18 protein-coding genes and 1 pseudogene are annotated in these 20,573 nt (G+C 62.7%); 6 read left to right on the top strand and 13 right to left on the bottom strand.

The window, feature by feature from the left end; genetic code table 11:
* Positions 1-59: 59 nt before the first annotated feature.
* Positions 60-203 carry a hypothetical protein gene (locus tag B0G82_RS39705; protein WP_158608146.1) on the top strand — a complete coding sequence of 48 codons (144 nt, stop codon included), beginning with the start codon at positions 60-62 and terminating at the stop codon, positions 201-203.
* A 78-nt stretch (positions 204-281) separates the two neighbouring features.
* Complete coding sequence (locus B0G82_RS14875; RefSeq protein ID WP_121307800.1) at positions 282-2,009, top strand: ShlB/FhaC/HecB family hemolysin secretion/activation protein; 1,728 nt, start codon at positions 282-284, stop codon at positions 2,007-2,009.
* Between the two features lie 33 nt (positions 2,010-2,042).
* Here B0G82_RS14875 and B0G82_RS14870 read toward each other — a convergent pair whose 3' ends face one another.
* The 4 genes from B0G82_RS14870 to B0G82_RS14855 all read right to left on the bottom strand — a co-directional run bounded on the left by B0G82_RS14870 (position 2,043) and on the right by B0G82_RS14855 (position 6,146).
* Positions 2,043-2,861, bottom strand: a complete 819-nt coding sequence (locus B0G82_RS14870) for an ABC transporter permease subunit (protein WP_116117186.1) — start codon at positions 2,859-2,861, stop codon at positions 2,043-2,045.
* Positions 2,861-3,790 carry an ABC transporter permease subunit gene (locus tag B0G82_RS14865; protein WP_116117187.1) on the bottom strand — a complete coding sequence of 310 codons (930 nt, stop codon included), beginning with the start codon at positions 3,788-3,790 and terminating at the stop codon, positions 2,861-2,863. The genes B0G82_RS14870 and B0G82_RS14865 overlap by 1 nt, the downstream gene beginning before the upstream one ends.
* Positions 3,787-4,953, bottom strand: a complete 1,167-nt coding sequence (gene potA / locus B0G82_RS14860) for a polyamine ABC transporter ATP-binding protein (protein ID WP_181916758.1) — start codon at positions 4,951-4,953, stop codon at positions 3,787-3,789. Before potA ends, B0G82_RS14865 begins: the two co-directional genes overlap by 4 nt.
* A 92-nt stretch (positions 4,954-5,045) precedes the next feature.
* Positions 5,046-6,146, bottom strand: coding sequence for a polyamine ABC transporter substrate-binding protein (locus B0G82_RS14855; RefSeq protein ID WP_106285588.1), 1,101 nt, complete (start codon positions 6,144-6,146; stop codon positions 5,046-5,048).
* 510 nt (positions 6,147-6,656) lie between these two features.
* On the opposite strand from B0G82_RS14855, the gene B0G82_RS14850 reads away from it, so the two are divergent.
* From B0G82_RS14850 to B0G82_RS14840, 3 genes are all read left to right on the top strand, one after another.
* Positions 6,657-7,961, top strand: coding sequence for an Nramp family divalent metal transporter (locus B0G82_RS14850; RefSeq protein ID WP_121307799.1), 1,305 nt, complete (start codon positions 6,657-6,659; stop codon positions 7,959-7,961).
* Between the two features lie 275 nt (positions 7,962-8,236).
* Complete coding sequence (locus B0G82_RS14845; protein WP_121307798.1) at positions 8,237-9,574, top strand: phospholipase A; 1,338 nt, start codon at positions 8,237-8,239, stop codon at positions 9,572-9,574.
* Between the two features lie 156 nt (positions 9,575-9,730).
* Entirely contained in the window at positions 9,731-9,934 is a 204-nt protein-coding gene (locus B0G82_RS14840; RefSeq protein WP_116117190.1) for a DUF1289 domain-containing protein, read from the top strand.
* 144 nt (positions 9,935-10,078) lie between these two features.
* On the opposite strand, the gene B0G82_RS14835 is transcribed toward B0G82_RS14840, so the two are convergent.
* The 5 genes and pseudogenes from B0G82_RS14835 to B0G82_RS14815 all read right to left on the bottom strand — a co-directional run bounded on the left by B0G82_RS14835 (position 10,079) and on the right by B0G82_RS14815 (position 15,144).
* Complete coding sequence (locus B0G82_RS14835; RefSeq protein ID WP_277872786.1) at positions 10,079-10,741, bottom strand: OmpW family outer membrane protein; 663 nt, start codon at positions 10,739-10,741, stop codon at positions 10,079-10,081.
* 71 nt (positions 10,742-10,812) lie between these two features.
* Positions 10,813-12,003 carry a nitronate monooxygenase family protein gene (locus tag B0G82_RS14830; RefSeq protein ID WP_121307797.1) on the bottom strand — a complete coding sequence of 397 codons (1,191 nt, stop codon included), beginning with the start codon at positions 12,001-12,003 and terminating at the stop codon, positions 10,813-10,815.
* A gap of 128 nt (positions 12,004-12,131) precedes the next feature.
* Positions 12,132-12,245 (bottom strand): annotated as a pseudogene (locus B0G82_RS14825) (aldehyde dehydrogenase family protein); the annotation flags it as partial.
* 156 nt (positions 12,246-12,401) lie between these two features.
* On the bottom strand, positions 12,402-13,994 hold the full coding sequence (locus B0G82_RS14820) for an ABC-F family ATPase (protein ID WP_121307796.1): 1,593 nt from the start codon (positions 13,992-13,994) through the stop codon (positions 12,402-12,404).
* Between the two features lie 82 nt (positions 13,995-14,076).
* A complete protein-coding gene (locus B0G82_RS14815; RefSeq protein ID WP_199730092.1) occupies positions 14,077-15,144 on the bottom strand; it encodes an NAD(P)-dependent oxidoreductase in 1,068 nt (355 codons plus the stop codon).
* Between the two features lie 172 nt (positions 15,145-15,316).
* On the opposite strand from B0G82_RS14815, the gene B0G82_RS14810 reads away from it, so the two are divergent.
* Positions 15,317-15,523, top strand: coding sequence for a dodecin (locus B0G82_RS14810; RefSeq protein ID WP_091793652.1), 207 nt, complete (start codon positions 15,317-15,319; stop codon positions 15,521-15,523).
* A 123-nt stretch (positions 15,524-15,646) separates the two neighbouring features.
* On the opposite strand, the gene B0G82_RS14805 is transcribed toward B0G82_RS14810, so the two are convergent.
* The 4 genes from B0G82_RS14805 to B0G82_RS14790 all read right to left on the bottom strand — a co-directional run bounded on the left by B0G82_RS14805 (position 15,647) and on the right by B0G82_RS14790 (position 20,564).
* Complete coding sequence (locus B0G82_RS14805) at positions 15,647-16,753, bottom strand: BMP family ABC transporter substrate-binding protein (RefSeq protein WP_116141848.1); 1,107 nt, start codon at positions 16,751-16,753, stop codon at positions 15,647-15,649.
* Between the two features lie 53 nt (positions 16,754-16,806).
* A complete protein-coding gene (locus B0G82_RS14800) occupies positions 16,807-17,736 on the bottom strand; it encodes an ABC transporter permease (RefSeq protein ID WP_012433315.1) in 930 nt (309 codons plus the stop codon).
* Between the two features lie 44 nt (positions 17,737-17,780).
* On the bottom strand, positions 17,781-18,887 hold the full coding sequence (locus B0G82_RS14795) for an ABC transporter permease (protein ID WP_106285579.1): 1,107 nt from the start codon (positions 18,885-18,887) through the stop codon (positions 17,781-17,783).
* A gap of 75 nt (positions 18,888-18,962) precedes the next feature.
* Positions 18,963-20,564, bottom strand: a complete 1,602-nt coding sequence (locus B0G82_RS14790) for an ABC transporter ATP-binding protein (protein WP_116141850.1) — start codon at positions 20,562-20,564, stop codon at positions 18,963-18,965.
* Between the last annotated feature and the right edge of the window lie 9 nt (positions 20,565-20,573).

Raw genomic sequence — 20,573 nt, 5'->3', positions numbered from 1 at the left:
TTCTATATTTCATAGCTTTTTTTCTTGCGTTTCTAGGCTTTGTGGCCGTCGAGTTGTTCGTGAAAGTCTATGTCGCAATTTTTTACGGCGGTGGCTTTGGTTGGGATATTCGCGATACGAAGTTCGTGATTGTGAACGGCACATTGATGGGGCTTGTATTTTCCGTACTCGCGACCGTGGCCTGGGCACGGAAGAGAAGATAAAGATCTCTAACGACCCGTACGCACGTTAATCAGCACGCCGGACTCCTGACAGGGGGCCGGCTCTATCTCGCATCTCCTATGAAAATCAGAAAGAGCCTGGCGGCGCTGCCGCTGTCGGCTATGGTCGCGCTCGCGTCCAATGTGCAGGGGCAAAGCCTCGGCGGTATAGAAACCGAACAGAACCAGCAGCAGCGGCGCGACGCGCAGCAGCGCGAAGCCGCAGTCGAAGCGCCAGCCGTGCGCTCGACCTTGCAGAAGGTCGAAGGCTTTCCCGCCCTTCTGGCCGAAACGCCGTGCTTTCGCATCGACCGCTTCGCGCTCGACGTGCCCGGCACGCTCTCGGCCGCAGCGCACACGAAAGGCGCATCGGCTTTGCCACTCGACCCGTTCGCCTTCGCTCGCGAATGGCTCGCCCACTACAAGGGGCAATGCGTCGGCAAGCAAGGCGTCGACGTACTGAGCAAGGGATTGCAGCAGGCCGTGCTGAGTCGCGGCTATGTAACCACGCGCGTACTCGTGCCGCCGCAGGATTTGACGACGGGCACCCTGTCGTTCGCGCTCGTGCCGGGTCTGGTGCGACAGGTCCGGCTGGCCGATCCTTCCATGTGGGGAACGTGGGAGAACGCGTTTCCCGTCAGCGGTGGCGACCTGCTGAACATGCGCGATCTGGAACAGGGTCTGGAGCAGATGAAGCGCGTCGCAAGTCAGGACGTGGACATGAAGATTGAACCGATCGACATCCCAGGCGAAAGCGATGTCGTCGTGACAGTGAGGCGCGCGAAGCCCTGGACGTTCGTCGCTTCGGTCGATAACTCGGGCACGTCGTCGACGGGCAAGTGGCAAGGCAACGTCAGCCTTGGCATTGATAACCCGCTTGGGCTCAATGACGTGTTCACAGTTGGCGCGAATCAGGATTTGTCGTTCGGCAACAAGTCACTTGGTTCGCACGGGTTCAATAGTTCGTATTCCATTCCGTTCGGCTACTGGACGGCGACCCTGTCGGGCAACACCAACACCTACTACCAGAACATCGCGGGCGTGAACCAGACGCTCGTGTCGAGCGGCAATTCACAGACGGCCGCACTACGCATCGCGCGCGTGCTGTCGCGCGGCCAGAACGACGTGCTTGGCGGATACGTGCAGTTATCGAAGCGCTTCGGCGACAGTTTCATCGACGACACAACGATTCCGACACAGGCGCGCAACAACACGTTTCTCGAACTCGGCGCGACCGACCGGCATTACTTCGGCGCGGCGCAGTTCGACGGCACGCTCGCCTACCGTCAGGGCATCGGCGGGCTTGGCGCGACGCCGGATCCTTACATCGACGGCCCGACGTACCGCTTCCATATGGCCGTGCTCGACGCGAATCTATCGGTTCCGTTCGCCATCGCGAACCAGCCGTTCAGGTATGTGACCACATTCCACGGCCAGTTCACGAACGACACGCTTTTCTATATCGACGACCTGACCATCGGCAGCCGGTACACCGTGCGCGGCTTCGACGGCGAAACGATGCTCGCGGCCGAACGCGGCTTCTACTGGCGCAACGAATTGCAATGGCAGGTCTTCCAGACGGGACAGACCTTGTATGCGGGGATCGACTACGGGCGCGTGTTCGGGCCTAACACGGCGGTATTGGCGGGGACGCAACTGGCGGGGGCAGTGATTGGCATTCGCGGCGGCGTGCCGGCGAAGGTTGTTGGCGTCTCGTATGACCTGTTTGCAGGGACGCCGATCTGCAAGCCTGAAGGATTCCCGACCGCGCGCTGGACGGTCGGGTTTCAGATGACTGCGCAGTTCTAGGCGAAAGCGCTGGACGCAACAGAACTCAAAAACTCAAACCGCCATCCCAGCCCGCCTCCTCTCCGCCCGCTGCATAAAATAATTAGCCGCCACCACCCCAACAGTAACCACAGCAATAAAGAGAGTAGCCAACGCATTCATCTCCGGATTCAACCCCAACCGAACACGCGAGAAAACAACGAGCGGCAAAGTAGTCGACCCAGGCCCAGACAAAAACGCCGACAGCACCAGATCATCAATCGACAAAGTGAACGACAACAGCCACCCGGAAACGAGCGCTTGAGAAATCAGCGGCAACGTAATAAAGAAAAACACTCGCAACGGCGTGGCCCCAAGATCCAGCGCCGCCTCTTCGAGCGAGGGATGCAACTCCTTCACCCGCGACTGCACGATGATCGCCACATAAGAAATACACAGCATCACATGCCCGATCCAGATCGTGAAAATGCCGCGCCCGGCAGGCCAACCCAACCACTTGGCCATTTCAATGAACAGCAGCAGCAGCGAAATCCCCTGAATCACCTCGGGGATCACCAACGGCGCATTGATCATCCCGGTATACAGCGTAAAACCGCGAAACCGCCCCATGCGTGCGAGCACGAAACCGGCCCACGTGCCAATGACAACGGAAGCAAACGCCGTCAACAAAGCCACCCGCAACGACAACCACGCCGCCGCGATCAACTCGTCATCCTGCAGCAACGCCGCATACCAGCGCGTCGAAAAGCGCGTCCACACGGTGACCAGTTGCGATTCGTTGAACGAATACACAATCAGACTCACGATCGGAATGTACAGAAACAGAAACCCGATCCCCAAGGCAATCAACTGCAAAATCCGGTTCGGTTTCATCAGCGCCTTTCCTCCATCGCCTTCGCCTGCGCGTACTGGAAAAACGCCATCGGCACCAATAACAACAACACCATTGCGCACGTCACGGCAGACGCCATCGGCCAATCGGCATTGTCGAAGAACTCATTCCACATCACGCGGCCGATCATTAGCGTGTTCGCGCCGCCCAGCAATTCGGGAATCACGTACTCGCCCACCGCCGGAATGAACACCAGCAAACAACCGGCGATGATGCCGTTCTTCGAGAGCGGCAACGTGATCTGCCAGAACGCCTTCCACGGCTTCGCGCCGAGGTCGTAGGCGGCTTCCAGCAGCGTCATGTCCATCTTCACGAGATGCGCATACAGCGGCATCACAAGAAACGGCAGATACGAATAGACCATGCCGATATAAACGGCGGTATTCGTGTGATACAACTCGATCGGCGAGTGAATCAACCCGATCGACATCAAAAAGTTATTCAGCAAGCCGTTGTTCTTCAGAATCCCGATCCACGCATACACGCGAATCAGAAACGACGTCCAGAACGGCAGCATCACGGCCATCATCAGCAGATTGCGGCTGCCCGGATTCGAACGCGCGATGTAATACGCCATCGGATAGCCGATCAGCAGACACAACAGCGTCGAGATCGCCGCGACCACCACGGAATTCACGTAGGTCGCGAAATAGAGGCTGTCGGTCAGCAGAAACGCGTAATGCGATAGATCCAGAGTGACGTGAATCGCGCCGTCCGCGAATTGGGTCAACTCTGTGTAAGGCGGAATGCCGAGCTGCAGATCGGCGAAACTGATCTTGACGACCAGCAGGAACGGCACCAGAAAAAACAGCAGCAGCCAGATGAACGGACCGGCCACCACCGCGGTGCGCCCGGTCAGGTTGAAACGCCGCACCGGCCACGTGGCGAAGGAATTGAACGAGCGCTTCATGACGTCAGCACCACGCCGGCCGATGCGCTCCAGCGCACGTACACTTCGTCGCCCCAGGTAGGCGGGTCGATCTCGGTCAGCGCGAGGCTCGTCACGTTCGCGATCACGGTTTTGCCGGCGTCGAGCTTCACGTGGTAAAGCGAATAGCCGCCCATGTAGGCGATATTCGTGACGACGCCCTTGCCCCAGTTGTATGCGCCCTCAGGCGGTTTGCGCGTCAATGCAATCCGCTCGGGACGCACCGAAATCGTCACCGGCATGCCGAGCGGACCGGTAATGCCGTGGCTCACATACAAACGGCAAGACAGATCCGGCGTTTCGATGAACACGTGATCGGGCTCGTCTTCAACCGTATGGCCTTCGAACAGATTCGTCGAGCCGATGAACTCGGCCGAAAAACGGCTATTCGGATATTCGTACACTTCGTGCGGCGTGCCGAGCTGCACGATCTCGCCTTCGCTCATCACGGCAAGGCGGCCCGCCATGGTCATCGCCTCTTCCTGATCGTGCGTCACCATCATGCAGGTTACGCCGACCTTGTCGAGAATGTTGACCAGTTCGATTTGCGTGCGTTGGCGGATCTGCTTGTCGAGCGCGGACATCGGCTCGTCGAGCAGCAGCAGCTTGGGCCGCTTGACCAGCGAACGCGCGAGCGCCACGCGCTGTTGTTGACCGCCGGAAAGCTGATTGGGTTTGCGCTTCGCGAAGCGGCCCATCTGCACGAGTTCGAGCGCGGTCTGCACGCGGTCCTTCAGTTCGGCCTTCGGCACGCCTTCCTGCTTCAGCCCGAAGGCAACATTGCCCTCCACAGTCATGTGCGGAAACAGCGCGTACGACTGGAACATCATGTTGACCGGCCGGCGGTACGGCGGCAATTGCGCTAGGTCTTCGCCGTCGATCAGGATCTTGCCCGAGCTCACGCTTTCGAGTCCGGCCATCATGCGCAGCAAGGTCGACTTGCCGCAGCCGGAACTGCCGAGCAGCGCGAACAGCTCGCCCTTCTTCACCGAGAGGTTGACGCCCTTGACCGCCACGGTCTCGCCGAACTTCTTCACGACATCGACGACCTGGACGAAGTTGTCCGTGGCGTCGCCTGCAACGGCGTTCTGGCCCGGGGACGGCGCGACGGCCCCTGCCAGCGCGCCCGACTGGTCACTACTCATCACAATGCTTGACTCCGGCGTTTGACGAACAAAGCCCCCGGTGAACACCGAGGGCTTCTTGATGATGCTTACCCGTTCATTCTGGCCGCTGGTCAGCGGCCGGACTTGAATTCAGTCCACAGCCGCGTTTGCAGCCGCTGGATTTCCGGCGGCAACGGCTTCAGCAGGAACAGGGTCTTGATGACTTCAGGCGGCGGATACACGGCCGGGTCGTTCGCCACGTCCTTGTCCACGTACTTGCGCGCTTCGAGATTGGCGCTCGGGTAGTAGACGGCGTTGGTGATCGCGGCGTGAACCTGCGGCGTTTCGATGTAATTGATCCATTCGAGCGCGGCTTCCTTGTTCTTCGCGTCCTTCGGAATCGCCATCACGTCGAACCACACCGGCGCACCGCCCTTCGGAATGTAATACTCGACCTTGTAGGGCTTCTTCGCTTCGACCGCGCGATGCTTGGCGATCACGACGTCGCCCGACCAGCCGTACGCAAAGCACACGTCGCCGCCGACCAGGTCGTTGATATAGCCCGACGAATTGAACTGCGTGATGTACGGGCGGATCTTCTTCATCATTTCGAGCGCGGCGCGGTAATCGGCCGGGTTCGTGCTCATCGGATCCTTGCCGATGTAATGCAGCGCGGCGGCGAACATCTGGTCCGGCGCGTCGAGCACGGACACGCCGCACGCCTTCAGCTTCGAAATGTTTTCCGGCTTGAAGAGGACGTCCCAGCTATCGAGCGGCACGTTCTTGCCGAGAATCTGCTGCGCTTTGGTGACGTTGTAGCCGAGTCCGGTCGTGCCGTAGGCCCAGGGCACCGTGAACTTGTTGCCCGGATCGGCGCCGGCGACAAGCGCCATCAGGGAGGGATCGAGGTACTTCAGGTTCGGCAGCTTCGATTTGTCGAGCGGCGCGAAAATGCCGGCGGCGATCTGCTTGCCGGCGTAATTGCTGGTCGGCACGACGATGTCGTAGCCGGAATTGCCGGTGAGGAGCTTGGCTTGCAGCGTGTCGTCGCTGTCGTAGTTGTCGTATTTGACCTGAACGCCGGTCTGTTTGGTGAAGTTCGGAATGGTGTCCTTGGCGATGTAATCGGACCAGTTATACACGTTGAGCTGCGTGTCTTTCGCAGCGGCCGTCAACCACGGCGCCGCGCACAACACCAGCGCCGCCACTTGCCCCACTACCCGTCTTTTCATTCCGTTCTCCGATCCTGACCGGCCCGTTGCCGGCCGTCCTCACCCGCGCCGCGGCACTGCGCCCACGGCTCCCCTGAAAAACCCGAAAAGTACCATCAATTATTGCGCGGACCAAAAAAATTGCCAGGCTGTCGCGCAAACGGTACAGCGTCCGCCGCACCGCTGGAAAATTGGCCGCAATTTTAGCGGGTTATGCGCGCGTGTCCACCCGAAAAAAACACCCGTACCGGCGCGCCGTTATCTGGTTGTCAAGTTGACGCTGCGCAGGGCGCGCTTCGTTCGGGCAAACGGCGGTGGCGCGCGGCCGTATTCCGTGACTTCGAGGCCGAACGGCCAAGGTCGGAGTGCACTCAAGCCGCGAAGCGTTCGACGGTGCACAATAGCTCTCACAGGCCGAGCGACGGCACGCCGCCAATCGCGTTGCCGCGTCCCGGTCTCGACGCGCCGCCCGCGGTACGCGCGGCGGGCACGTGGCTTGCAAGAGGAATCAGTCTTAAACCTCAGGCATCGATGAACACGAATCCGTTCGCATTGCGCCCCAACCGCCGCCGGCCTCTGCCGGGCGATGGGGCGGCACGTCCGCCGCACTGGCTCTCGTTCGTCGGCGCGGGGGCATTGATCGCGGTCGGTTATATCGATCCGGGCAACTGGGCGACCGCTCTCGGCGCCGGCGCTGGCTACGGCTACCGCCTGCTCGGCATCGTGCTGCTGTCGAGCCTGATGGCGATGCTGCTGCAGTGGCTGTCGTCGCGCCTGGGCGTCGTGACCGGGCGCGACCTCGCGCAAGTCTGCCGCGAACGCACGGGCCGCCGCGGCACCCTCTTTCTGTGGCTAACCAGCGAGGTCGCGATCATCGCGTGCGACGTCGCCGAGGTGGTCGGCAGCGCCGTCGCGTTGCAATTGCTACTTGGCGTGTCGCTCACGGTCGGAGTGCTGATGTCGGCGGTCTGCACCTTTGCGCTGCTCGCGCTCCAGCGGAAAGGCGGCCGCAAACTGGAAGCGGTGATCGCGGCGCTGATCGGCTTCGTCGGCCTGTGCTTCGTGGTCCAGCTCGCGCTGGCGCGGCCGGACTGGCATGCGGCGCTCGCCGGCACCGTGCCGAGCGTCGAGCTGCTGCGCAACGCGGGCATGGTGTGGCTCGCGGCGGGCATCGTCGGCGCGACGGTGATGCCGCACAACCTCTATCTGCACTCGGCGCTCGTCAAGCATCACGCGCCCGACGGCAGCGACGCGCAGATCAAGGTCGCGCTGCACGTCGTCAATCTGGACACTTTCGGTTCGCTGTCGTTTGCTTTCGTGATCAATGCGGCGCTGTTGATCGTGGCCGCCGCCGTGTTCTATGTGAGCGGCCATCGTGACGTGACCGATCTCGCGGATGCCCACCGTCTGATCGCACCGCTCGTCGGCACGCATTGGGCCGGCATTCTGTTCGCGGCGGCGCTGCTCGCCTGCGGACTGAGCGCGACCGTCACCGGCACGCTGGCGGGCCAGGCGGTCATGGAAGGCTTTCTGCGCATCCGTCTGCCGCGCTGGAAGCGCGCCCTGCTGACCCGCGCGCTGGCGATCGGGCCGGCGCTCTTCGCGGTCGCGCTGTTCGGCCAGCACGGTTCCAATCAGTTGCTGGTGGCAAGCCAGGTGGTGCTGAGCCTGCAATTGCCGCTCGCGGTCGTGCCGTTGATCCGCTTTACGTCGGACGCCGCGCTGATGCGCGGCTGGCGCGTGCGCGGCGTGCCGCTCGTGCTCGCGTGGCTATCGGCGGCGTTCATCATCATGCTCAACGGCGCGTTGTTGTGGCAACTCGCGTTCGGTGTCTGAGAGGCCGTTTTTCGACCGGCCTGCCAATCAAGTGACTTTGTAAGTATTCTCTGAGTATCTCGCCATCACCGGCGACGCTGTCTGCTTGCGCGGCGCGCCGGCTGTGCGGCCTGTTTCATCCCGGCTGCCGGGTTGTTTGCGGCAGCCATTTTTGTGCCCATTTTTGCGCCCTTCAGCGCTTCCGCGCGACCGATCCGGTGAGCGTTGCGGGTGTCGTCTTTCGATGCCTGCCGTGTTCGTTTCGCTCGCCGCCCTTGCTCCAGGACGACAGCCTCATGCGTTTTGACGCCTCAATCGACTGCCTTGCCCGCAACGCCTCCCCTCAGTCCCGTCAACTCACGGCGCGCTTCTCCCGCGTCACGCTGCTCGCCACGCTCGCCGTCTGCGCCGCCTGCGCCCTCCTCAGCGGCGAGGCGCGCGCGACGGTCGCGATGCTGCAACCCGCTCGCGTGGCCGCCGCCAACGAGCCGTTGCAGATCACACTGCTCTACTCCGCCGACGACGCCAAGCCCCTGACCGTCACCGTCCCGCCGACCATCCGCGTAACGTTGAGCGCAGGCGAACAGTCGCCGCAGCCGCTCGATTTAAAACGCGAAGCAGGCGTGCCCGACACGCTGCATCTGCGGCCGGGCCAGTTCCGCAAGGTGCGTTTCTCGGCGCCCTGGCCGCAGTCGGCGCGCGGCGAGGTCCGCATCGACCCGGTGGGCTTCGATGCGTCGCCGGCGCTCGTGGCGATCAATCGCGGGCCGCAGCAGGACGCGATTGCCCAGGCCGAACGCGCGGAAAGCCAGGCGACCACGCCCGCTCAAGTTGCGGCGACGGCAGCCGTGGTCGGCGGCCCGACCGGCGACGCCATTGCGCCGCCCGGCGATTCGCTCGCGACCACCGGACGCGGCGTGCTCTCGCACCTTTCCTATTACGATCCGATGTACATCGCGTTCGGCCACAATGGGGACACGAACGCGCGGCTGCAACTGAGCTTCAAATACCGCATCCTGATCCCGGACGATTTGCGCTCCAAAGCCTTCCTCGACAACCTGTACTTCGCATATACGCAGACCTCGATCTGGGATCTGTCCGCCGATTCGCGGCCGTTCCACGACACGACCTATTCGCCACAGTTGTTCTACTACGTGCCGGACACCGGCTGGCAGAGCCCGCTGTACACGCGCATGGGTTTCGCGGCCGGCGTTGCGCATGAGTCGAACGGCAAAGCCGGCGCGGACTCGCGCAGCATCAACATGCCGTTTATCCGGCCCACCTGGGAATTCGGCGATCTGACGGCCAACCACCTGACCGTGTCGCCGAAGATCTATTACTACCTCGGCACGAGCAGCAACCCGGATATCGCCGACTATCGCGGCTACGTCGACCTGCTCGTCAAATACGGCAGCCCCGATGGCTGGCAACTGGCGACCACGCTGCGCAAGGGCACCAAGCACTGGTACGGCAGCGTGGATTCGCAATTCACCTATCCGCTCGCCAAGCTATTGGGCAGCGCGTGGGGCGGCTATGTGTGGGTGGGCTATTTCAACGGCTACGGCGAAGACCTGCTCGACTACAACAACCGCCAGCACTGGATCGCGCGGATCGGCTACAGCATCGCGCGTTGATGCGAGCGGGCGATATCGCGCGTCGAAGGCGTCGAAACATGCGGCAGATGCTGCCAACAATGCGCAAACCGCGGCCATGCCGGCGGCACGCGGCGAGGCGCATGGCGCGCATCGGTTAACATAGCGGAACTTCGCTTCTCCGCCCCAAGGTTTCCGATGGCTTCGAATCTCCACGATCTCCCCGACAGCCCGTGCATCGGCGTCTGTTCCACGCTGTTTGACGACATCTGCAAAGGCTGCGGTCGTACTGCCGTCGAAGTGTCCAACTGGGTTTTCCTGAGCGACGAGGAAAAGCGCGCCGTGTGGGTTCGCATCGAGCAGGAAGGCACGGCCATGCGGTTTGCGAACGACAAGCTGTAGATTGGCCTGGCGGCTCCGGTCGCCCGATGCTTGCGGCGCTGGCCGCTCAGATTCAATGTCAAAAGAGAACGCCGGGACGAAATTGCACCCGGCGTTTTCACATGGCAACGCATGTTGGTCAAGCGCGCATGCGATGCGTGACAATCAGAACCGCATCCCGACACCCAGACCAACCACCACCGGATCGATGCTCAAGCGGCCAAGCGGCTGCCCGCCGAGCGAAGCATCCGTGTGCATCCAGATCTTCTTGATATCCGCGTTGACGAACAGGGATTTGGTGACCTGCACGTCGACGCCGGCCTGCAACGCCGGTCCCCAGCTGTGATTGTTGATCGAGATCGGCTGGCCGCCCGCGCTCAGGCCGCTGTTATAGAACAGTGTGTAGTTGAGACCCGCGCCGACATATGGGCGAATGCGGCCCGCGTGATTGAAGTGATACTGCAACAGCAGCGTGGGCGGCAATACGTTCACTCCGCCCAGGCCGCCGAGGTTCGAAGTCACTTGATGCCGCGACGTGCCGAGAATCAACTCGACGCCGAGGTTGTCGCGAATCATGTAGGTCAGATCCAGTTCCGGCACGGTCGCGTTATTGACGCCGACGTTGAGCGCGCTCAGCGATTGCGTCGTGCTCACGTTCGGCATGATGCTGATGGCGCGCAAGCGCACCAGCACGTCGCCGGCGTGAATACCGCTCATCGCGTCGTCGCCGGCCGCATGCGCCAGCGGCGCGAGCGCGCCCGTGAACAGCAGGCTCGCTGCGATGGCGGCGGTTCGGATTCTGTTCCTGTTTCTGAACGAGTGCTTCATGTGCTTCCCCGCTTGGTTTGTTTGCATGCGGGGATTGTCGAAGTTCTCGTCGCGCGGCAGGTTGACGCGTATCAACCCAGTGAGAATGCCCAGCGCCCTGCGACAGCCGGTCGCGTCGCGCCCGTCAACAGCAGTTCGAGCAGATCGTGCACACTGCGGATCGCCGTGCCGAACGGCAACGCTTCGCGGCCGCGGAAGAACAGACCGTTCGCCACGTCGCCGCGCAATGCCGCCGCGAGCCGCGTGTCGATACAGAAGTGGCCGAACTTCTCGATACCGTCGCGCCAGCCGCACGCGCTGAGACATTCCAGCGCGGTCGGGCAGATATGTTTGAGCGCGCCGACTTTCTCGCGGATTTTCGTTTCATGCCGCAGATAGCGCATCAGCCACGGCGTTTTCACGGCGCGCGCGGGCAGTCCCGTTACGCTGACGAATTCGACGATGTCCTCCGGCGTGGCTTCAGCCAGTACCCGCTTGAAATTCGGATGCGCGTCGCCTTCTTCGGTAACGGCAAACGGCGTGCCGAGTTGCACGCCGCTGGCGCCCGCGCTCAGCAGCTTACAGACGGCCTCGTGACTATTGATGCCGCCCGCGACGATCAAGGGCACGTCCTGCCGGTTCACACCGAGCGAGACGAATACCGTGTCGAGTTCTTCGAGGATGCGGAAGAAATCGAAGCGTCCATCGTGTTGATCGGTCAGGTTGCTGACGCCGAGATGGCCGCCCGCATGCGCCGGATGTTCGATCACCACCGCGTCGGGCAAACGGCCTTTTTTCATCCACTTCTTCAGCACGAGCGCGACACCGCGGCTATCCGACAGAATTGGAATCAGCGCGATGTCGTGGCCTTGGGTCATGTCGGGCAAATCGAGCGGCAGGCCGGCGCCCATGACAATCGCATCGGCGCCGCTTTCGCATGCGACGCGCACGTAGTCGGCTTGCGCGCTGACTGCTTTCATCACATTGACGGCGATCATGCCGCGGCCTTCGCTGAGTACTTTGGCGGAGTGGATTTCGCGGGCCAGCGCGGTAAGGTTGGCTTCTTCCAGCGTGGCCCGCTCGGGCGACTCGCGGCAGCGTTCGATCAGGTCGCGATGATGATGCCGCAAGTCGATACTGGCGATGGTGCCCAGCGCGCCTTCGCGAGCGACGCTGCCGGCCAGCCGGTGCGCCGAGATGCCGACGCCCATGCCGCCTTGCACGATCGGCAGTAGTGAGCGACCGCGAATGACGAGCGGTGGGAGGGAATGAGAGGTGAGCATGACTGGCCCGATGGCGGATTATCGAAACGCTGATAATCGTCGGTCGGGCGCAGCCTGCGTTGCTTCAGGTCAATGGGTGAGCCAAAGCTTTAGTCATTGTGTCGATCATTTGATATCGGTCAGCCGGATCAAACCTTGAACTGCATGGACTTGAGTTCGAGATACTCTTCGAGTTCGTAGGCCCCGTTTTCGCGGCCGAAGCCCGACTGTTTGAAACCGTCGAACGGCGGGGCCATGTTCCACGTGCGGCCCGCCACCAGTTCGGCGCCCGACTCGATGCGCGTGTGCGCCGAACAGGTTTGTCCGGAGTTCAGGAAGCACGTGGCGACGCGCGCGCCATGAAAAAAGCCCGCTTCGGAGAAGCGGGCTTCGCGGTGCAACGAGCGCTTCAGTCCTGCTTACTGCACGCCCTGGCTCAACAAAAAGTCTTCGTAGTTGCCACCGAAGTCGTTCAACGTGCCATTCGTCTTCACTTCGATAACCCGATTCGCCAGGCCGCTCACGAACTCGCGGTCGTGCGACACGAAAATCAGCGTGCCTTCGAACTTGTCGAGCGCGATCTGCAGCGATTCGATCGATTCCATGTCCATGTGGTTGGTCGGCTCGTCCATCAGCAGCACGTTGTGGCGGCCCAGCATCAGCTTGCCCCAGATCATGCGGCCCTTCTCGCCGCCGGAGAGCACCTTGACCGACTTGCGAATGTCGTCGGCATTGAACAGCAGCCGGCCGAGCGTGCCGCGCACCATTTGCTCGTCGTCACCTTCCTGGCGATAGCCGTCGATCCAGTCCATCAGCGTGACGTCGTCCGGGAACTCTTCGTACGTGTCCTGCGGCATGTAACCGACGTTTGCGTTCTCGGCCCACTTCACCGTGCCGTGATCGAGCGTGAGCTTGCCCAGCAGCGAGCGCAGCAGCGTAGTCTTGCCCGCGCCGTTCTCGCCGATGATCGCGATCCGCTCGCCCGGCTGCACGCTAATGCTGAAGTCGTTGAAAATCTGACGCTCGTACTTCTTCGAAATCTTCTCGGCCACCACCGCGATGTTGTGCAGCTTCTTCTCGTACTCGAAGCGGATGAACGGGTTCTGCCGCGACGACGGCTTGAATTCCTCGATCTTGATCTTGTCGATCATCTTCAGACGGCTGGTGGCCTGGCGCGCCTTCGACTTGTTCGCCGAGAAGCGACGCACGAAGTCCTGCAGGTCGGCCACACGTTCCTTCGCCTTCGCGTTGGCGTTCTGCTGACGCTCGCGCGCCTGCGTGCTTGCCAGCATGTAGTCGTCGTAGTTGCCCGGATAGACCTTCAGCGTGCCGTAGTCCATGTCGGCCATGTGCGTGCAGACCTGGTTCAGGAAGTGCCGATCGTGCGAGATGATGATCATCGTCGAGTTGTACTGGTTGAGCACGTCTTCCAGCCAACGGATCGAGTTGATGTCCAGGTTGTTGGTCGGCTCGTCGAGCAGCAGCACGTCCGGCTTCGAGAACAGCGCCTGCGCGAGCAGCACGCGCAGTTTCCAGCCCGGTGCGACGTTGCTCATCGGGCCGTTGTGGTCCTCGATCGCGATGCCGATGCCGAGCAGCAGCTCGCCCGCGCGCGCTTCGGCGGTGTAGCCGTCGTACTCGGCGAACTTCGCTTCGAGTTCGGCGGCGTGCATGTAGTCGTCGTCCGTCGCGTCGGGGTTCGCGTAGATCGCGTCGCGCTCGGTCATGGCGGCCCACATTTCGGCGTGGCCCATCATCACGACGTCGAGCACGCGCACGTCTTCGTAGGCGAACTGATCCTGGCGCAATTTACCGAGGCGGATGTTCGGTTCGAGCATGACGTTGCCCGAACTCGGCTCCAGGTCGCTGCCCAGGATCTTCATGAAAGTGGACTTGCCGCAGCCGTTCGCACCAATCAGGCCATAGCGGTTCCCTCCCCCGAATTTGACCGAGATATTCTCGAAGAGGGGCTTTGGCCCGAATTGCATGGTGATATTGGCGGTAGACAGCACGGCGCGTCCCTTTAATGTGATATCGGCGAAAAACCCAATATTTTAGCAGGTTATCGCGAATTCAACCCGCACGCCCGTCGCGCTACCGGCTTTGAATGCCTCGCGGCGTCTGCAGAACGTCGATGAACGCCGACAGGTCGGCCTCGCCCAGCCCCATCGCCGCGCCGAGCCGCAGCAATTGCTGAACCGTCGACGAGACCGGCATGGGCGTGCCGGTCTCGTAGGCGGTCGCCGCCACCGTGTCGATGTCCTTCTGAAAGGTCCGGAACGCGCCGATCGGCGCGAGGCCGGTTTGCGTCATGCGCGGCACGAATGTTTGCAGCAGCACCGAATCGGCCCAGCCGCCGGCCAGACCTTCGGTCAGCCGGGAAGCGTCGAGGCCGCTGCGCTGCGCGAGGCTCACCGCTTCGGCAATCGCCGCGAGCGTCGCCGTGACGATGGTTTGATTGCACAGCTTGGCGGTCTGGCCCGCGCCGACCTCGCCCATGTGCGTGACACGCGACGCGTAGGCGCTAAGCAACGGCTTGACGGCTTCGACGTCCGCAGCGGCGCCGCCCGCCATGACTGCCAGCGTACCGGCGGTGGCGCCGGCCACGCCGCCTGAAACCGGCGCGTCGATCCAGCCGATGCTGCCGGCGGCCGCTCTTTCGACCGCGTTCGAGTTCGCGCCGTCGCCCGTGTTCTCGCCGGCGCCTGTGCGTGGGTCCGCGCCTGCGCTCCTTACTCCACCTGCGCCGTCGCCCAGACCTGCGTCCTCGCCCATCCCCGCGCCCCCGTCCACACCTCCGTCCGCGCGAACCGCCGTCAGCGCCGCCGCGCGCTGCGCGAATGCGCGCGTCGCGGCCGGCGGGATGCTGGAGTGATCGACGATCCAGCGCAACCGGCCTGATACGGGCGCATCGGCGCCAAGAAGGCCCGAAGCGCCGAACACGGTCTCTTCCACCGCCGCCGCATCCGCGACGCACAGCAGCACGGCTTCACATCGTGTCGCAAGTTCTCGCGGCGTCTCGGCCACCCGAGCGCCGTCCGCCATTAACACTTCGGCCTTGGCCCGGGTGCGATTCCAGACATGCACCGTATGTCCCGCGCGCAGCAGATGCCGGATCATCGGCGCGCCCATCAAACCAGGACCGCAAAAACCAATTTCCACTTTCGAACCTCGTCGCATGTCAGATTGAGTTGCGCGGACATGATAACGGCGGCGTCCGGCCACGGCATACCGGGCACGGCATGTGCGACATGACTCGCTTACACGAGGCCGTTCGCGGCGCTTGCGTTGCCTATACTTTTTGAACACCAACGAAGATCAAAGGAGGAAGTCCATGTCCGAACACGTCTACAAACAGATCGAACTGACCGGCTCGTCGACGAAATCGATCGATGACGCCATCAGCACGGCAATCGCGAAAGCGTCGAAGACGCTGCGCAATCTGCACTGGTTCGAAGTGACCGAAACGCGAGGCCAGATCGAAAACGACAAGGTGGCTTATTGGCAGGTGACCATCAAGGTCGGCCTGCGCATCGACTGACGCGCCGACGGCGTGGCCGTCAGCGCTCTAAAATTCCGACGAAAAAAAGCTGCGTCCGCACCGGACGCAGCCTCTTAGAACAGCGGTTGCTGAAACCTCCGCCTGGTCGATTTGGCGTCGGCGTTACTTCGGCAGCGAGCCGTCCACGCCTTCCACATACCAGTTGAGACGTTGCAGTTCCGGATCGGTCAGCGTCTTGCCGGCCGGCACTTTCACCGCGCCGGACTGATCCTTGATCGGACCCGTGAAGACGTCCCACTTGCCGCCCGCCAATTCGTCGCGCTTGGCCGCGACTTGCTTCTGCGCGTCAGCCGAAATTGCAGACGTGTTCAGATCTTCCAGGTTGACGGCCTTCTGCGGAATGCCCCACCACACCGGATCGTTCTTCCACTTGCCGTCCAGCACCTGCTGGATCGCCGCGTTGTAATACACGCCCCAGTGCGCGACCACCGAACCGAGGTGCGCATCGGGACCGAACTTCTTCATGTCCGAATCCCAGCCGAACGCATGCACATGCTTGGCCGACGCCGTGGCGAGCGTGGCGCTTGAATCGGTGTTTTGCAGCAGCACGTCGGCGCCCTGGCCGATCAGCGTTTCAGCCGCCTGCTTTTCCTTGCCCGGATCGAACCAGCTGTTGATCCAGATAACCTTGGTATGCACCTTGGGATTCACCGAGCGCGCCCCGAGCGTGTATGCGTTGATGTTGCGGATCACTTCGGGAATCGGCACCGATGCGACGAAGCCGAGCGTGTTGGTCTTCGTCACGTAGCCCGCGGCGACGCCAGCGAGATACGCGCCCTGGTACATGCGCACGTCATAGGTGCCGAAGTTCGGCGCTTTCTTGTAGCCGGTTGCGTGCAGGAACACGGTGTCCGGAAAATCCTTCGCAACTTTCAGTTCGAAGTCCTGATAGCCGAAGCTCGAACCGATGATGATCTTGTTGCCCTTGTTCGCCAGATCGCGGAACACGCGCTCGGAGTCGGCCGATTCCGGCACGTTTTCGATGCGCGTGATCTTGATCTTGCTGCCGAACTTCGCTTCCGCTTCCTTCGAACCCTGATCGTGCGCGAAGGTCCAGCCGGCATCGCCCGGATTGCCCAGGTAGACGAACGCCACGCCCGGCGCATCGGCGGCCTGCGCGCTTTGCGCGAGCGGCGCGGTCACCGCAGCACCAAGCGCCAGCGAGGCCGCGCCCCAAGCGAAAGCGGTCAGCAGATTTCTTCTCTTCATGTTTTCTCCTGTCATGTTTATCGAATGATGTGAAAAGCGGAGTCGATGGTCGGTCAGCCCGCCGAGAAAAACGGTTTGCCGAGCGATGCCGGCGCATTCAGACGGATCGTGTTCGGATTGCGCGAGATGAGCACCAGCACGACGACTGTCGCGACGTATGGCAGCATCGCGAGGAATTGCGTCGGCACCGGCACGCCGATCGCCTGCGCGTAAAACTGCAGGCCTGTCACTGCGCCGAACAGCAGCGCGCCGATCAGCAGGCGTCCTGGGCGCCAGGTCGCGAACACAACCAGTGCGAGCGCGATCCAGCCGCGGCCCGAGGTGAGCTGCTCCTGCCACAAATGCAGATTGACGATCGAGTAGTAACCGCCCGCAAGCCCGGCCATGCCACCGCCGAACGCCACAGCGCCGTAGCGCACGCCGATGACCGGAAAGCCGACCGAGTGCGCCACCTGCGGCGATTCGCCGACCGAGCGCAACACGAGTCCCGCGCGCGTGCGGTACAGGAACCAGCCGATCACCGCGAACATCAGGAACGCGAGGTAATCGAGCGGCGTGAGGCTGAAGAACGCGGGGCCGAGCACCGGGATCTTGGAGAGACCGGGAATGGTCCACGTGTCGATGGTCGCGCGCACCGCCGCCGATGTGTACGGCTTGCCGACATACGCCGACAGACCGATGCCGAAGATCGTCAGCGAGAGGCCGGTGGCGACCTGATTGGCAAGCATGGTGAGCGTGAGAAACGCGAACAGCAGCGACATGGCGAGACCGGCGCCGATCGCGGCAAGCACGCCGAGCCACGGGCTGCCGGTGATGGCGGTGACCGCGTAGCCGGTCACCGCGCCCATCAGCATCATGCCTTCGACGCCAAGGTTGAGAACGCCCGATTTTTCGGTGACGAGTTCGCCCGCGCCCGCGAACATCAGCGGAATCGCGGCGGTGACGGCGCTCGACGTGAGCGAGCTGGCTTGTTGAATGTCCATTTGGATCCGGCGCAAAAATCAGTGAACGGTGAGCAGTGGGCGAGTTAGTGAGCCTGGGCGGTCAGCGTACGGCGGCGCACGCGGTAGTTCACGAACAGGTCGGCGCCCAGCAGGCAGAACAGCAACAGCCCCTGGAACACGCCGGAAAGCGCCTGCGGCAGTTGCATCGAGGTTTGCACGGCTTCGCCGCCGAGATACAGCAGCGCCATCAGCAGGCTCGCGAGCACGATGCCGAGCGGATGCAGCCGCCCCACGAACACGACGATGATGGCCGTGAAGCCGTAACCCGGTGACCACGTGGCCTGCAACTGACCGATCGGGCCGGAGATCTCGCCCATGCCGGCGAGGCCCGCGAGGCCGCCGCTGATCAGAAGCGACGTCCAGATGGTCTTCTTGTCGGAAAAACCGGCGTAGCGCGCGGCAAGCGGCGCGAGACCGCCGACGTTCATGCGATAGCCCGCGAAACTCTTGCGCATGAAAACCCACACGAGCGGAATCGCGATCAGCGTGACGAACACCGAAGCGTTCAGACGCGTGCCGCGCAGCCATTTGATGTGCCAGTCGCCGGAGAAAGTCGGATAGAGCGCGTCGCCGCTGAACATCTCCGAGAGCGGGAAGTTCATACCCTGCGGGTCGCGCCACGGGCCGCTCACCAGGTAGATCAGCAACTGCGTGGCCACATACGTGAGCATCAGGCTGACGAGAATCTCGTTGGTGTTGAAGCGGCTTTTGAGCAGCGCCGGAATCGCCGCCCACGCCATGCCGCCGAGCACGCCGGCGATCATCATGGTCGGCAGAATCCACCAGCCGGTGGCCTGGTCGAAATAGATCGCGACGCCGCTCGCGGCGATGCCGCCGAGCAGCATCTGCCCTTCCGCGCCGATGTTCCATACGTTGGCGCGATAGCCGATAGCAAGACCGAGGCCGATCAGGCACAACGGCGACGCCTTCAGCAGCAGCTCGGACCAGCCGTTCACGCTGGACAGCGGCTCGATGAAAAACGCGTGCATGGCTTGCAACGGATCGCGGCCGACGAGGCTGAAGATCAGAAAGCCGATCGCGAGCGTGAGCAACGCGGCGATCAGCGGCACGGCGAGCTGCATGGTGCGCGAGGGCGTCGTGCGGGCTTCGAGTCGATACGGAAGAATCATGGGTAGTGTGTGATTTATATGGTTCTCGTTCTGATGCCGGGCGACGTCACACGTATTCGCGAGACAGACGCCGGCTCAGGCATGCGCCGGCTGTTCCGCCGAGGGCGCCGCGCCCTCGCGGTCGCCGAACAGGCCCGCCATCCAGCGGCCGATTTCCTCGGCGTTGGTCGCCCCCGTGGCGCGCACCGGCGAGAGTCTGCCGCCTGCGAGCACCGCGATGCGATCGCAGATGTCGAACAACTCTTCCAGCTCCTCCGAGATCACCAGAATCGCCACGCCGCGCGCCGACAGATCGAGCAACTGCTGGCGAATAAAGGACGCCGCGCCGACGTCCACGCCCCACGTAGGTTGCGCGACCACCAGCACCTTCGGCGCCTGCAGAATCTCGCGGCCCATGATGTATTTCTGCAGATTGCCGCCCGACAGACTTTGCGCGAGCGCTTCGGAGCCGCCGCAGCGCACGTCGAAGGCCTCGATGCAGCGTTTCGCGAATGCGCGCATCGCGCCGGCCTTGATCCAGCCCGAGTTCACCATCTGCTGACGATGGGCGGTGAGCAGCGCATTTTCCGACAGCGTCATAGCCGGCACCGCGCCGCGTCCGAGGCGCTCTTCCGGCACGAAGCCAAAGCCGAGCGCACGTCTGCCGCCCGCGCCGAGGCGCCCGGCCGCCTTGCCGCAAATGGTGACCGCGTCGGCGCGCACGCCGCGTTTTTCGCCCGACAGCGCCGACAGCAGTTCCGCCTGGCCGTTACCCGAGACACCCGCGATGCCGAAGATTTCCCCCGCATGCACGCCGAACGACACGTCGCGCAGCGAAGTGCCGAACGGGTCGTCGCTTTCCACCGAGAGTTGCTTCACGTCGAGCAGCACCGCGCCCGGATTGTGTTCGCGCCGCGTGTAATCGGGCAGCGAATGGCCGACCATCAATTGCGCGAGCGACGCATGCGTTTCGCCCTTCGGCTTCACATGGCCGGTCACGCGGCCGCCGCGCATCACCGTCGCGGTATCGCACAACTCCTGGATTTCGTCGAGCTTGTGGCTGATATAGAGGATGCTGCAGCCTTCGGCAGCGAGCCGCCGCAGCGTCTCGAACAGCTTGCGGACCGCTTGCGGCGTCAGCACCGAAGTCGGCTCGTCCATGATCAGCAAACGCGGATTCTGCAGCAGACAGCGCACGATCTCCACGCGTTGCCGCTCGCCCACCGTCAGACTATGCACGTGGCGCTGCGGATCGATATCGAGGCCGTAGTCGGCGGAGACTTCGCGGATGCGCCTCGAAAGCGCCTTCAGATCGAAGGGTTCGTCGAGCGCAAGCGCGATGTTTTCGCCGACCGTGAGCGTCTCGAACAGCGAAAAGTGCTGGAACACCATGCCGATGCCCAACTTGCGCGCCGCCGCCGGGTTGGCGATCTCGACCGTCTGGCCTTCCCAGCGAATCTCGCCGGCGTCGGGCCGCACCGCGCCGTAGATGATTTTCATCAGCGTGCTTTTGCCGGCGCCGTTCTCGCCGAGCACCGCATGGATTTCTCCCGGCGCGACGATCAACGTGACGTCGTCGTTGGCTCGCACGGCCGGATATTGTTTGGTGATGCCCTGAAGCATCAACCGGGGCGCCGCCTGTTCCGGCCTGTCTGCCGGCTGCGCGGCGGCGCCGTCGCTATAAGAAGAGTCGCTCATGTGATTCCG

The sequence above is a fragment of the Paraburkholderia sp. BL17N1 genome, assembly GCF_003634175.1.
In the GTDB taxonomy this organism is placed as follows: Bacteria; Pseudomonadota; Gammaproteobacteria; order Burkholderiales; family Burkholderiaceae; genus Paraburkholderia.
Note: the sequence above shows the minus strand (reverse complement) of the source record. Positions and strands in the feature narration are given on the sequence as shown.